We start from the raw sequence: 13,319 nt of genomic DNA, 5'->3' as shown, positions 1-13,319 counted from the left end.
GGTGAGCGCGCCCATCATGACGAGCACGTTCCGCAGGACGAGCAGGAGCGAGACAGTCGGATCCATCGAAGGCGAGACCTTTCCGGACGGGGGCCGCCAACCGCGGTTTCCGCGGGGCCCCGGTGGTGACGACGAAACTTTCGCACGCTAATTCGTCACCAGTCAAGACGGTTACGCATTTTTGCCGCACATTCCAGTTAAATTGCTTTTACCGGTTAGCGATTGTTGCGTTCTTTTTCGTCACCTGTCAGACTGGTGCGATGGAACACGCCTTCCCCTGCGGGAACCCGGCACTCGACTTCGTCGGGACCCTGCGCGCCCGGCGCAACGCCGAACCCCTGGAGAAGCTCGGTTCACCGCGCAACCTCGACGCGTGGTTCCGCGAGTCGGGCGTCACCGACACCGACCCGGGGAGCCGGCCGCAGGACGTGGCCGCCGCGATCGAGCTGCGCGAGGCGATCTACGCGCTGGTCGCGGCACGGCTGACCCACCACGAGCCCGACCTGCGGGCCATGGACGTGGTCAACGAGTTCGCGGCGCATCCCTCGACCGTGCCGCAGCTGGCACCGGAAGGTCGCCGGCTCGAAGCGACCCCCGCGCAGGCGCTGTCGTCGGTGGCCCGCGAGGCCGTGGAGATCCTCGGCGGGCCGGACGCCGACCTGCTCAAGGAATGCGGCCGGCCCGAGTGCACCCAGGTCTACCTCGACCGCTCCCGCGGGTCGCGGCGCGAGTGGTGCGCCATGGCGACCTGCGGGAACAAGATGAAGGCGGCCGCCTACCGGGCGCGCCAGCGCGGCAACCCGCCCCTGTCCCCGTCGCGACAGGTCGGCTGACCCGCTCCCCGGCACGGCCAGGCCGGTGAAGGCATTCCGCCTTCACCGGCCTTTTTCGTGTCTCAAGTCATAACCATCTTGATAGGTTACGAATAACCGCTAGGCTGCGAGCAATTCGTCCCCGGGGAGAAACCATGCTCACTCTTGTGCTCGCCGGCCTGCTCGCGGGCGCGGTCACGAGCATTTCGCCGTGCGTGCTGCCGGTCCTGCCCGTGGTCCTCACGGCCGGGTCGCGCCGGCCCGTGCGCGTGGTCGCCGGGCTCGTGCTGAGCTTCAGCCTCGCGACGCTGTTCGGCTCACTCGTGCTCAGCGCGTTCCACCTGCCGCAGGACCTGCTGCGCGACGCCGGGATCGCGGTCCTCGCCCTGCTCGGGCTGGGCCTGGTCTCGCGCCGCGTCGGCGAGCTGCTGGAACGGCCGTTCGCGCGGCTTCGCGGACGCGCGGCCGACCCGGACGCGGGCGGGTTCACCGTCGGCCTCGCCCTCGGCCTGGTCTACGTGCCGTGCGCGGGCCCGGTGCTCGCGACCATCGCCGTGCTCGGCGCGACGCACCAGGTCGGGTTCGGCGCGCTGGTCCTCACGGCGGCGTTCGGCGTCGGCGCCGGGATCCCGCTGCTCGCGCTCGCGCTGGCCGGCGACGCGCTGACGCGCCGCGTCCGGTCCCTGCGCGCCCGCGCCCGGGCGATCCGCGTGACCACCGGCGTCGCGCTGCTGGCGGTCGCGGCGGCCACGGCGTTCGACCTCACCGCCGGCCTGCAGCGCGCCGTGCCCGACTACACCGCGGCGCTGCAGAAGTCGTTCGAGGCCGGCACTTCCGCGACCGCGAGCCTGCACGAGCTCGGCGCCGCGCCCGAACCGACGGGCATCGCCGCGTGGCTCAACACCCCCGGCGGGCGGCCGCTGACGCTCGCGAGCCGGCACGGGAAGGTCGTGCTCGTCACGTTCTGGACCTACAGCTGCGTGAACTGCCTGCGCGCCCTGCCGCACTACGAAAGCTGGTACCGCATCTACCGAGATTCGGGGCTCGAGGTACTCGGGGTGCACACGCCCGAGGTCGCGTTCGAGCACGAACCCGCCAACGTCGCCGCCCAGGTGAAGGCCCTCGGCGTCGACTACCCCGTGGCGATCGACAACGACTACGCCACCTGGAACGCCTACGGCAACCAGTACTGGCCCGCCTCCTACCTCGTCGACGCCTCCGGCCAAGTCCGCGGCTCCCACTTCGGCGAAGGCGCGTACGCGGACACCGAACAGCAGCTCCGCGGCCTCCTCACCGACGCCGGCGCCGGTCCCCTGCCGCCGCCCACCGACGTCCCCGACCGGACCCCGGTGCAAGCCTCCACGCCGGAGACCTACCTCGGCCCGGCCAACGCGCCCCTCGACATCACCGGCGACCAGCCACCGCCGGGCCGGACCCGCACGCTGCGCTTCCCCGCCGCCGTCGCTTCCGACACCTTCGCCCTGGACGGCACCTGGACCGCGTCGGGCGAGTCCCTCACCGCGGGCCCGGCCGCGCGCCTGCGCCTGAACTTCCGCGCCCGCGCCGTCCACCTCGTCCTCGCCGGCACGGGCACGCTCACCGTCGATCTCGACGGCACCCGCACGACAGTGGCGGCTTCGGGCGTCCCGAAGCTCTACACGCTGGTTTCCGGCCCGGCGGCCCGCCATTCGACGCTGACACTGTCGCTCACCCCGGGGCTCCAGGCGTACGACTTCACGTTCGATTGAACCGGGGCCCTCCGACCACAGTGGACGGTCACTTCCCCCGCAACGGCAGCTTCGTGATCTTCCCCGTCGGCCCCTTCGGCAGCTCGTCGACGATCCGCACCCGGCGCGGGTACTTGTACGCGGCGATCCGTTCCTTCGCCCACGCCACGATCTCCTCCGGCTCCGCCGACGCACCCGCCTTCAGGGAGACCACGGCGACGATCTCCTCGCCCAGCCGCTCGTCCGGCTCCCCGATCACCGCGGCCTCCCCGATGGCCGGGTGCCGGTAGAGGAGTTCCTCCACCTCGCGCGGGTACACGTTGTACCCGCCCCGGATCACGAGGTCCTTCTTGCGGTCCACGACGAACACGAACCCGTCCTCGTCGACGTAACCCAGGTCCCCGGTGTGGAACCACCCACCCCGGAATGCTTCGGCGGTCTCGGCGGGCCGCTTGTAGTAGCCCTTTGTGATGTTGTGCCCGCGCAGCACGATCTCGCCCACGTGGTCGACGCCTTGCGGCAGCGGCCGGTCCTGCGCGTCGACGATGCGCAGCTGCACGCCCCAGATCGGCTTGCCGATGGAGAGCACCTTGCGGTTGGCGGCGCCCGGGTTCACCGTGGTCGTCGACGCGGACTCGGACAGGCCGTAGCCCTCCAGCACGGGGATGCCGTACTTCTCCTCGAACGCCAGCAGCACCTGCTCCGGGATCGCGGCGCCGCCGGAGCTGCCGATGCGCAAGCTGCTCGTGTCGTACGCGGAGCTGTCGGCGACGGCCAGCGCGTGGTACATCGTGGGCACGCCGGCCATGATCGTCACGCGGTCGCGCTCGATCGCCTCCAGCACCGCCTTCGGCTCGAACCGCCGGACGACCGACACCGTGCGCGCGTGACGGGCGGCGGAGTTGAGGATGCTGGACAGGCCGTAGACGTGGAAGAACGGCAGCACCGCGAGCACCACGTCCTCGGGCTCCGTGCCGAACGTCTGCCCGCCGATCGTGCACGTCATGTACAGCGAGAAATGCGACAGCTCGGCGCCTTTCGGACGTCCGGTAGTGCCGCTCGTGTACAGCAGCACGGCGGTGTCGTCGGCCGCGCCGGGGTACAGGTCACCGTCGTCCTCGGCGTCGAGCAGCTCGGCGAACCCGACCGCGCCGGCGGGCCACCCGTCCAGCCCGCCCACGACGACCGCGGCCACCTCGGGCACCTCGGCGAGCGCCTTCGCCACGTCGCCGGCCAGCGCCGTGTCGGCGATGAGCAGCCGCGAGTCGGAGTCGGCCAGGTGGTAGGCGATCTCGTCGGCCTTGAGCAGCGGGTTCAGCGGCACCATGGTGAGCCCGGCCTTGAGGATCCCGAAGTACGCGAACACGAACTCGGGCACATTGGCCAGCTGCACGGCGATCTTGTCGCCCGGCGCGAAACCTCGCGCGCGCAACGCCGTCGCGACCCGGCCGGACGCCTCGTCCACCGCGGCGTAGGAGTGGATTCCACCCGGAAAACGCAGAAAGTCCTTTTCCGGCTGGGCGAGCGCGGACTCGTGCAAGATCGTGGCCAGGTTGAAGCTCACGCTACCTCCGAACCTCGTTCTGCCCGCGGCGCGCGTGAGCAGAGAACTCCGTTGTCGACCCAGGCCGGTCGAGCCCAGGCTACCGAATCTTGTTCGGTCCGCCGAGACCCACTAGTTCGACGATCGAACAAACAGGGGTTACAGTCGGGATCATGCCGTCCCCCGGAGAATCCCGCGAGCAGACCGCGACGAGCGCCGTGCGCACACTGGCCCGCGTCTCGCGGCTGCTGGAGCGCTCGTCGGGAGAGCTGAACCTCGCCCACTACCGCGTGCTGTCCGCCGTCGCCTCGGGCGACGAGCGCGCCTCCCGCGTGGCCCGGCGGCTCGCGCTCGGCCGCCCGGCGATCAGCGCCGCCGTCGACGCGCTCACGAAACGCGGCCTCCTGATCCGCGGCGATGTCGACGCCGACCACCGGGCCACGGCGCTTTCCCTGACACCGGAAGGCGAACGGCTGCTCGCCGCCACCGAGGCCGAGATGATCAAGGGGCTCCTCGCGCTGGTCGCCCGCACGCCCGACGGCGACGTGGTGCTCGAGTCGCTGGGCCGGCTCGGTGACGCGATCGACGAGGTCATGGCCGAGCGGTCGGCCGGAAACCGGTGAGCGAACCCGAAGAGAAGTCCCGCTGGTTGCGCCGCCTCGGCGGCTACGTCCTGCGCCACCGCCGCGAGCTGCTGATCGCCTTCGGCGCCGCCGTGCTCGGCAGCGCCTGCCAGACCGTGGTGCCGCTGCTGGAACGCCAGATCGTGGACGGGGTGATCCTCAGCCGCTCAGCTTCGCTGTGGCCGTGGCTGATCGCTCTGCTCGTGCTCGCCGCGGCCGCGTTCGTGTTCGCCTACCAGCGGCGCTACCGCGGCGGCCGGGTCGCGCTGGCCGTGCAGTACGACCTGCGCAACGACATCCAGGCCCACCTGCAGCGCATGGACTTCGCGAACCTCGATCGCATGCCCACGGGCCAGCTCGTGTCGCGCGCGACGTCGGACTCCGCGCTCGTGCAGGGCCTGCTGAGCCTGTTGCCCATCATGAGCGGCAACATCCTGCTGGTCCTGCTCTCGCTCGGCGTGATGCTGGTCCTCTCGCCTCTGCTCGCGCTCGTGAGCCTGGTCGTGGTGCCGCTGCTGCTCATGGTGTCCTACCGGATGCGCCGGCGGATCTTCCCCGCCACCTGGGCCGCGCAGCAGCGCGAGGGCGACGTGGTGCAGATCGTCGACGAGGACGTCAACGGCGTGCGCGTGGTCAAGGCGTTCGGCCAGGAGGACCGGGAGCTGGGCCGCCTGGCCGACACCGCCGGCGATCTCTACGGCATGCAGCTGCGGGCTGTGCGGCTGCAGTCGCGGTACCAGCCGCTGCTTCAGGCGATCCCCGCGCTCGGGCAGGTCGCGATCCTCGTGCTCGGCGGCTGGCTCGCGCTGCACCACGGGCTCAGCCTCGGCACGTTCCTCGCCTTCTCCACCTATGTCGGGCAGCTGATGGCCCCCGCGCGCCAGCTCGCGGGTGTGCTCGCGATCAGCCAGCAGGCCCGCGCGGGCGTCGAGCGGATCTTCCAGCTGATCGACCTGGAGCCGGACATCGCCGACGCCCCCGACGCCGTGGACCTGCCGACGGCCAAGGGCGAGATCACGTTCGAGAACGTCCACTTCGGATACTCGCCCGACGCGCCGGTGCTGCGGGGCTTCGACCTGCACATCGCGGCCGGCGAGCGCGTCGCGCTGATCGGCCCGAGCGGCAGCGGCAAGACCACCGCGACCACGCTCGTGTCCCGTTTCCACGACCCGGAGTCCGGCGCCGTGCTGCTCGACGGGCACGACCTGCGCACGGTGCGGCTCGAATCCCTGCGGTCCCAGGTCGGCGTGGTGTTCGAGGAGAGTTTCCTCTTCTCCGACACCATCCGCGCCAACATCGCCTACGGCAGATCGGGCGCCACCGACGAGGAGATCCTCGCCGCCGCCGAGGTCGCCGAGGCCGACGCCTTCATCCGCGCCCTGCCGCAGGGTTACGAGACCGTAGTCGGCGAACGCGGGCTCTCGCTCTCGGGTGGGCAGCGCCAGCGCGTGGCGCTGGCCCGCGCGATCCTCACCGACCCCCGGGTGCTCGTGCTCGACGACGCCACCAGTGCCGTCGACGCCAACACCGAGGAGTCGATCAACGCGTCGCTGCGCACGGTGCTGGCCGGGCGCACCACGCTGCTCGTCGCGCACCGCCGCTCGACGCTGCACCTGGCCGACCGCGTGGTGGTGCTCGACGGCGGCGTGGTCGCCGACCAGGGCACCCACGAGGAGCTGGTCGAGCGCAGCGCCCTCTACCGCACGCTGCTCACCGGTCTCGAGGAGGAAGCCGCCGAACGAGTCGGCGACCGCATCGAGGCCCTCACCGTGGCCGGCACCACCGCGTCGGCCTGGCGTGGGGAACGCAACCGGCAGAACGGCAACGGGCAGAACGGCAACGGCCGGCGCGTCACGGCCCGCGCCACCGGAGCCGTGGGCATCGGCGCCGGCCTCGGCGGCTCGGCCGGCGGCAGCGGCTGGCGCGCCGCACTGCCTCCGACCCCGCAGCTGCTCGCCCGCGTCGACCAGCTGAAACCCGTGCGGGACTTCGCGAAGGTCGACCTCGCCACCGAAGCCCGCCAGGAGCGCACGTTCTCCCTGCGCACGCTGCTGCGTGAGTTCCGCCGTCCGCTGCTGTTCGGGCTGCTGCTCGTGGTGATCGACGCCGTCGCGTCGGTGATCGGGCCGGTGTTCGTCAAGAGGGGCATCGACGACGGCGTGCTGCAGGGCGCGCAGGCCGTGCTCTTCGGCGCCGCCGGGCTGTTCCTACTGATCACCCTGATCGCGTTCCTCGACGAGGTGGCGCAGACGTTCGTGACCGGCCGGACCGCGCAGCGCGTGATGCTGTCGCTGCGGATCCGGATCTGGGCGCAGCTGCAACGCCTTTCGCTCGACTACTACGAGCGCGAGATGGCCGGCCGGATCATGACGCGGATGACCACCGACGTCGACCAGTTCGAGTCGCTCATCCAGAACGGGCTGCTCTCGGCGCTGGTCGCGTTCGTGACGTTCGCCGGGGTCGGCGTGACGCTGGTCGTGGTCAACCCGCTGCTGGGCCTGTGCACGCTGTCGGTGGTGGTGCCGCTGGCCATCGGCACGGTGATCTTCCGCCGGCGCGCCGCGAAGCTCTACGACGTGGCGCGCGACCGCGTGGCGATCGTGAACGCCGACTTCCAGGAGAGCCTCTCGGGCGTGCGCGAGTCCCAGGCGTTCGCCCACGAGGACGAGACGATCCGCCGGTTCCGCCGGCTCGGGCGCGACTACCTCGACTCGCGCTACTCCGCGCAGCGGCTGGCCGCCACGTACTTCCCGTTCGTGCAGTTCCTCTCGGCGGGCGCCGACGCGATCGTGCTCGGGGTCGGCGCCGGGATGATCTACACCGGCAGCCTGACGCCGGGCGCGCTGATCGCGTTCATCCTCTACATCGACCTGTTCTTCTCCCCCATCCAGCAGTTGTCGCAGGTGTTCGACTCGTGGCTGCAGACGCGCGTGTCGGTGAGCCGCATCTCCGACCTGATGCGGCTGGAGACGCTCACCCCGCCCGCCGTCCAGGCGATCGACCCCGGCCGGCTACGCGGCGAGATCACCTTCGACGGGGTGCGCTTCGCGTATCCGTCGGCGCCTGCGCTCGGCACGGGTGAACGCCGTGGTCCCGCCGACCCCCGGCTGGTCGCGGGCTCGCAGGCCGTGGCGAAACCGCCGGAGGCGCTGCGCGAGGTCGACCTGACGATCGCGGCCGGCGAGACCGTGGCGCTGGTCGGCGAGACGGGCGCGGGCAAGTCGACGCTGGTGAAGCTGCTCGCGCGCTTCTACGACCCGGACACCGGCAGCGTCCGCGTCGACGGCCACGACCTGCGCTCACTCGACCTCGCCGCCTACCGTCGCGCGCTCGGCTACGTGCCCCAGGAGGCGTTCCTGTTCACCGGCACCGTGCGCGACAACATCGCCTACGGCCGCGCCGACGCCACCGACGCCGAGGTGGAGGCGGCCGCGCGGGCCGTCGGGGCGCACGAGTTCGTGGCCACGCTGCCCGGCGGCTACCTGCACGAGATCGCCGAACGCGGCCGCTCGCTCTCGGCCGGGCAGCGCCAGCTCCTCGCGCTCGCCCGCGCCCAGCTCGTGGACCCGGCGATCCTGCTGCTCGACGAGGCGACGTCGAACCTCGACCTCGCGGCCGAAGCCCACGTCGCCGAGGCGATGCGCACGCTCTCGGCCGGGCGCACGACCATCGTGATCGCCCACCGGCTGCAGACCGCGCAGTCGGCCGACCGCATCGTGGTGCTCGACCGCGGCCACATCGCCGAGGCCGGCAGCCACGACGAGCTGCTCGCCCGCGGCGGCCGCTACTCCGGGATGTGGGAGGCGTTCGAGCTGCTGTCGGGACAGCGTTCGTAGGACGTGGTGTGGAACCCGTTCCGGGCCGGTGGGGGGCAGCCGGCCCGGAACGGGGGTCAGGCGCCCGCGCGCTCGGTCACCGCGGGAAAGGGCTCGACCATCGGTGCCAGGTCGGTGCCGCGGGTCTCCGGCAGGGCGAGCACCGCGAGCAGGCCGGCGACGGCGACCACGACCATCGCGACCGCCACGAGGCTCGGGGAACCGGCGCCGAGCGTCACGAGGCCGACGCAGATCACCGGGGCGGGTCCGGAGAGCACCGCGCCGGGGATCTCGCGACCCAGCGCGAAACCGCTGAAGCGGTACTGCGCGGGGAACAGCTCGGCGTAGAACGCGGCCTGCGAACCGAACATCGCGAGGCAGCCACCGAGCGCGAGGGCGAAGGCGAGCACGATCAGGCCCACGTTGCGGGTGTCCAGCAGCCAGAAGAACGGGAACGGCACCAGCGCGCAGAAAGCGCTCACCGCGACGTACACCGGCTTGCGCCCGGAGCGGTCGGAAACCTTGCCCAGCACGGGGATCACCGCCGCACCGACCGCGCAGCCGACCAGCACCGCCACGAGCGCGCTGCTCTTGGCCACGCCCTTGCCCGCCAGGTAGCTGAGCGAATAGGTCTGAACCACGTAGATGTTGAACGCCAGCACGCCGTTGGCGACCATCACCAGCAGCAGCCGCTTCGGCATCGCCTTGATCATGGTGAGGGCAGGCACCTTGGTGCGGGCCCGAGCTTCCTTCAGCTCGGCGAACACCGGTGACTCGGGCACGCGCAGGCGGATCAGCAGGCCGATGCCGACCACGACGAAGCTCAGCAGGAACGGCACTCGCCAGCCCCAGCTCATCAGCTGGTCGTTCGGCAGCGCCGAGACGCTCGCGCTCACCGCGGCCGCCAGCCCGATCCCGAGGAACACCCCCGAGGCGGGCAGCGAGGCGAAGTAGCCGCGCTTCTTCGCCGGCGCGAACTCCGCGACCATGGTCACGGCGCCCACGTACTCGGCGCCGACGCCGAGCCCCTGCAGCAGTCGGCAGACCACGAGCAGCACCGGCGCGAGCATCCCGATGCCCGCGTAGGTGGGCAACAGCCCGATCACGACAGTCGCGATCCCCATCAGCAGCAGCGTGCAGACGAGAGAGAACCGGCGGCCGTACTTGTCCCCCACGTGGCCGAAGATCATCGCGCCGAGCGGCCGGGCGAAGTAGCCCACGCCGAAGGTCGCGAACGCGGCGACGCGCCCGGCGGTGTCGGAGAACTGGGGGAAGAACAATGTGCCGAACACGAGCGCCGCGGCCTGGCCGTAGACGGCGATGTCGTACCACTCGATGAGGCTCCCGATCACCGTCCCCGGGATGAGGCGGCGCCGGGACTCGGCCCAGATCTGGTCAGGTGTTCCGGTGGGGGTCATGGCTTGCTCCTCCTTGAGCGGTGCCATTCGGCGGGCGAACGACGTGGCGCAACGGCTCCCCTGCGGCGAGCCGGTTGATGTTTTCCGCGATGACCGCGTAGCGGCGGCGCGGCAGCTGGGTGGTCCAGGCGCTGGAGTGCGGCGTGCACCAGGCGTTCGGCAGGTCCCACAGCGGGTGTGCCGCGGGGGCCACGGCCTCCCCGCCGCTGCCGGGGTAGCGGTACCAGACGTCGAGGATCGCGCCGCCGATCCCGTTGTCCCGCAAGGCTTCGTAGAGCGCGGTCTCGTCGACGATCGGCGCGCGGGAGATGTTCACCAGCACGGCGTGGGCCGGCATCCGCGCCAGCGCCGCGGCGTCGATCAGCCCCGTCGTCTCCGCCGTGAGCGGGCAGGCGAGCACGAGGTAGTCGGCCGTTTCCTGCACCTGCGCCAGCCGGGCGGTCGGCAGCACCTTCGCGATGCCGTCACCCCTCGCGAAGTCGTCCACCGCGAGCACCTCGACGCCGAACCCGGCGGCGCGCTCGGCGATGGCCCGCCCGATGCGCCCGTAGCCGACGAGACCGAGCGTCTTGCCGTACAGCTCGCCGTGCGGGACGCGGTGCGCGTAGAGCTCCGGCCACGCGTCCGCGCCGAACGACGCCTGCAGTTCTGCCGCCCGGATCTCCCACTCCAGCAGCCGGGCGAGGACGAACTCCGCGATCGGCGTCTCGTGCTCGAACACGTTGGCCACGGCGGTTTCCGGGGCCAGCGCGGCGAAGTCGATCCGATCGAGGCCCGCGCCCGGCACGTGCAGTAGCCGGAACGGCGGCGCCTGGCCCTCCGGGCGGGAGAACCGCAACGAGACGACGACGTCGTCCGGGCCGAGCTCCCCGTCGAACGCGGCCGAGTCGGCGGCCGCCCACGGCAGCCCGGCCACCTCGTACGGCTGCGCGAGGTGCGCGCGCAGGTCGTCCTCGTGGTCCGCGGCTTCGCCGATCAGCAGGATCCTCATCGCGAACCACCCGGACGGGTCCCGTCGGCAGCCGCGCGGAGGATGGCGCGCACGGCGGCCGGCGTGACCGGCGCCGGGTTGCCCGCCCGGCCGCCATCGTGGGTGTCGGGCGTGGCCGGAGCACCGTCGGCCGTGGTCGCGATCTCGACGGCGCGGTCCTCGTCGCCGGGGCCGAAGCCGACGTCGGCGAGGCGCACCGGGAGTCCCGCGCCGGTGGCGAGGTCCCACAAGGCGCCGGCGAGGTCGTCGGTGCCGAGCGCGGCCGCGATCCGCCCGAGCGGCCCGGGCGCGTGGCGCACGAGGTGGTCGGTCACGTAGGGCAGCACCACGGCGTGCGCGACTCCGTGCTCCACGTCGTAGCTGCCGCCGAGCATGTGCGCGATCGCGTGCTGCATCGCGAAGCCGCCGGTGAGCGCGGCCCCGGAAAGGTAGGCGCCGTAGAGCATTTCGTTGCGCAGCGCGAGATCGCCCGGGTTCGCGAGCAGCGCCGGCAGCGTGGTCGCCACCACCCGGGCGCCCTCGACCGCCGCGGGCGCGATCAGCGGGCTCAGGCTGGGCAGGTAGATCGCGTCGACACAGTGCGCCAGCGCGTTCATCGCGCTCGACGCGCTGACCGCCGGCGGCAGCGACAGCGAGAGCTCGGCGTCGTAGATCACTGTGGACGGTCGCATCGCGAGGCTTTCGTGCATGCGCTTCACGCCGTCGGCGGTCATCCCGCAGAAGCCCGTCATCTCCGAGCCGGAGTAGGTGGTGGGCACGGCGATGATGGGCAGTCCGGAGAGGTACGCGATGCCCTTGCACAGGCCCGTCGCCGCGCCGCCGCCGATCGCGACGAGGCAGTCGGCGCCCCGGCTCGCCGCCTTCTCGGCGCCGCGGCGCGTGAGCTCCACCGGCACCTGGCTCACGGCCTCGGGCAGCAGCCCCGCGCAGCGATCGCCGATCGCGGTCGCGAACCGGTCACCGAGCTCGGTGCGGCCCGGGGTCGTGACGACCAGCGCCCGGCTCGCGCCGAGCCGCTCCACTTCGTCGCGCAGGCCGGCCGAGGTACCGGGGCCGAAGACCACCCGCGGCGGCGTGGCGTTGTGCACGCCGGCGGGGTGGGCGAACGTCCGCATCGTGGTGGTCACCAGTCCACCACCGTTCCGTCGGCCAGCACGGCCGAGCTGCTGTGCGGCACTTCCGGTTTGAACGGGTGCTTCGCGGCCTCCCGCTCGTCCACCTCGACCCCGAGCCCGGGTTCGTCGGGGACCTGCCAGTGGCTGCCCACCCGGGTCATCGGGGTGCGCACGACGTCGTCGTACCAGCTCACCGCGCCGCTCATCTCCTCTTGGATCACGAAGTTCGGGGTGCTCACGTCGAAGTGCAGGGCCGCGGCCCCGGCGATCGGGCCGTTGGGGTTGTGTGGCGCGACGCCCACGAGCTCGGTGTCGGCGATGGCCGCGATGCGCTTGCCCTCCAGCAGCCCGCCGGTGTGGTTGAGGTCGGGCTGCGCGACGTGCACCGCCTTCGCCGCGAACACCGGCAGGAACTCGCCGAGGCCCACCAGGCGTTCCCCGGTCGCGATCGGCACGCGCGAACGCTCGGCGACCTGCCGCAGTGCTTCCGTGTCACCGGGCTGCACGGGTTCTTCGCAGAAGAGCGGCTCGTACGGCGCCAGCACCTCGATGTACTGCAAGGCCGCGGCGACGGACGCGGTGCGGCCGTGGAAGTCGACCATGATGTCCACGTCGGGGCCGACGGTGTCGCGCAGCGTCGCCATCAGCTTGTCGACGTGCCGGCGCTCCGCGGCGACGGTGAGGTGGTTGCCGTAGGGGATGAACACGACTTTGAGCGCGTCGTAGCCCTGCTCGATGACCGCCGCGGCCTTCTCGCGCAGCCGGCCGGCGTCGGCCGTGTCGTAGACCGAGCTCATGTCGCCGAGCCCGAGGTGGGTGTACACGCGCACCGAGTCGCGGACCCGGCCGCCGAGCAGCCGCCACACCGGCAGCCCGACGGACTTGCCGAAGATGTCCCACAGCGCGTGCTCGATGCCGCTGATCGCGGTGGCCCCGATGATGCCGAGGCGGTAGTAGCTGTGCTTGGTCAGCACGCGCACGATCTGCTCGATGTCCCGCGGGTCGCGGCCGATCACCAGCGGCGCGAGGTCCTCGATCGCCCCGGTCACGGCCCGGGTCTTCCAGTTGAGGCTCGCCTCGCCCCAGCCGTACAGGCCGTCCTGGTCGGTGCGGACCTTGACCAGGATCCAGTTCCGCAGCTCCGCGTTGACGACGGTCGTCTCCACGGACGTGACGCGGATCGGCGGACCGTCGGACGTCGGCAACAGCATTCGGTGCTCTCCGTTCTTCGAGTGGCGCAGGCCACGGTAAGAGCGCCGAGACGATTGGGTCCAA

The 13,319-nt window shown here is 71.8% G+C and carries 9 protein-coding genes; 4 read left to right on the top strand and 5 right to left on the bottom strand.

The window, feature by feature from the left end:
• Positions 1–260 precede the first annotated feature (260 nt).
• Both AB0H62_RS40565 and AB0H62_RS40560 read left to right on the top strand, forming a co-directional pair.
• The gene (locus AB0H62_RS40565; protein WP_220239201.1) at positions 261–833 is read left to right on the top strand and encodes an ABATE domain-containing protein; all 573 of its coding nucleotides are present in this window, start codon (positions 261–263) and stop codon (positions 831–833) included.
• A 134-nt stretch (positions 834–967) separates the two neighbouring features.
• Positions 968–2,560: a cytochrome c biogenesis protein CcdA gene (locus tag AB0H62_RS40560; RefSeq protein WP_360591895.1), complete on the top strand. Its 1,593-nt coding sequence runs from the start codon at positions 968–970 to the stop codon at positions 2,558–2,560.
• 28 nt (positions 2,561–2,588) lie between these two features.
• On the opposite strand, the gene AB0H62_RS40555 is transcribed toward AB0H62_RS40560, so the two are convergent.
• Positions 2,589–4,103, bottom strand: a complete 1,515-nt coding sequence (locus AB0H62_RS40555) for a long-chain fatty acid--CoA ligase (RefSeq protein ID WP_360591894.1) — start codon at positions 4,101–4,103, stop codon at positions 2,589–2,591.
• Positions 4,104–4,255: 152 nt separating this feature from the next.
• Here AB0H62_RS40555 and AB0H62_RS40550 point away from each other — a divergent pair, with 152 nt between their 5' ends.
• Together AB0H62_RS40550 and AB0H62_RS40545 are read left to right on the top strand one after the other, a co-directional pair.
• Positions 4,256–4,705, top strand: a complete 450-nt coding sequence (locus AB0H62_RS40550; protein WP_360591893.1) for a MarR family winged helix-turn-helix transcriptional regulator — start codon at positions 4,256–4,258, stop codon at positions 4,703–4,705.
• On the top strand, positions 4,702–8,541 hold the full coding sequence (locus AB0H62_RS40545) for an ABC transporter ATP-binding protein (protein WP_360591892.1): 3,840 nt from the start codon (positions 4,702–4,704) through the stop codon (positions 8,539–8,541). Before AB0H62_RS40550 ends, AB0H62_RS40545 begins: the two co-directional genes overlap by 4 nt.
• A 56-nt stretch (positions 8,542–8,597) precedes the next feature.
• On the opposite strand, the gene AB0H62_RS40540 is transcribed toward AB0H62_RS40545, so the two are convergent.
• From AB0H62_RS40540 to AB0H62_RS40525, 4 genes are read right to left on the bottom strand one after another with little or no spacing between them, the layout of a single operon-like run.
• Positions 8,598–9,938, bottom strand: coding sequence for an MFS transporter (locus AB0H62_RS40540; RefSeq protein WP_220239196.1), 1,341 nt, complete (start codon positions 9,936–9,938; stop codon positions 8,598–8,600).
• Positions 9,916–10,929, bottom strand: coding sequence for a 2-hydroxyacid dehydrogenase (locus AB0H62_RS40535; protein ID WP_220239195.1), 1,014 nt, complete (start codon positions 10,927–10,929; stop codon positions 9,916–9,918). The genes AB0H62_RS40540 and AB0H62_RS40535 overlap by 23 nt, the downstream gene beginning before the upstream one ends.
• Positions 10,926–12,056, bottom strand: a complete 1,131-nt coding sequence (locus tag AB0H62_RS40530; protein WP_220239194.1) for a maleylacetate reductase — start codon at positions 12,054–12,056, stop codon at positions 10,926–10,928. The genes AB0H62_RS40535 and AB0H62_RS40530 overlap by 4 nt, the downstream gene beginning before the upstream one ends.
• On the bottom strand, positions 12,053–13,255 hold the full coding sequence (locus tag AB0H62_RS40525; RefSeq protein WP_360591891.1) for an enolase C-terminal domain-like protein: 1,203 nt from the start codon (positions 13,253–13,255) through the stop codon (positions 12,053–12,055). The genes AB0H62_RS40530 and AB0H62_RS40525 overlap by 4 nt, the downstream gene beginning before the upstream one ends.
• Positions 13,256–13,319 lie beyond the last annotated feature (64 nt).

Source organism: Amycolatopsis sp. NPDC050768 (assembly GCF_040654155.1).
Lineage (GTDB): Bacteria > Actinomycetota > Actinomycetes > Mycobacteriales > Pseudonocardiaceae > Amycolatopsis.
The sequence above is the reverse complement of the archived record's forward strand: the minus strand, read 5'-3'. Positions and strand labels throughout refer to the sequence as shown.

Coding starts and splice junctions, on each gene's coding strand:
- AB0H62_RS40525 (WP_360591891.1), bottom strand. CDS start 13,255: ATGCTGTTGCCGACGTCCGACGGTCCGCCGATCCGCGTCACGTCCGTG.
- AB0H62_RS40535 (WP_220239195.1), bottom strand. CDS start 10,929: ATGAGGATCCTGCTGATCGGCGAAGCCGCGGACCACGAGGACGACCTG.
- AB0H62_RS40550 (WP_360591893.1), top strand. CDS start 4,256: ATGCCGTCCCCCGGAGAATCCCGCGAGCAGACCGCGACGAGCGCCGTG.
- AB0H62_RS40540 (WP_220239196.1), bottom strand. CDS start 9,938: ATGACCCCCACCGGAACACCTGACCAGATCTGGGCCGAGTCCCGGCGC.
- AB0H62_RS40560 (WP_360591895.1), top strand. CDS start 968: ATGCTCACTCTTGTGCTCGCCGGCCTGCTCGCGGGCGCGGTCACGAGC.
- AB0H62_RS40565 (WP_220239201.1), top strand. CDS start 261: ATGGAACACGCCTTCCCCTGCGGGAACCCGGCACTCGACTTCGTCGGG.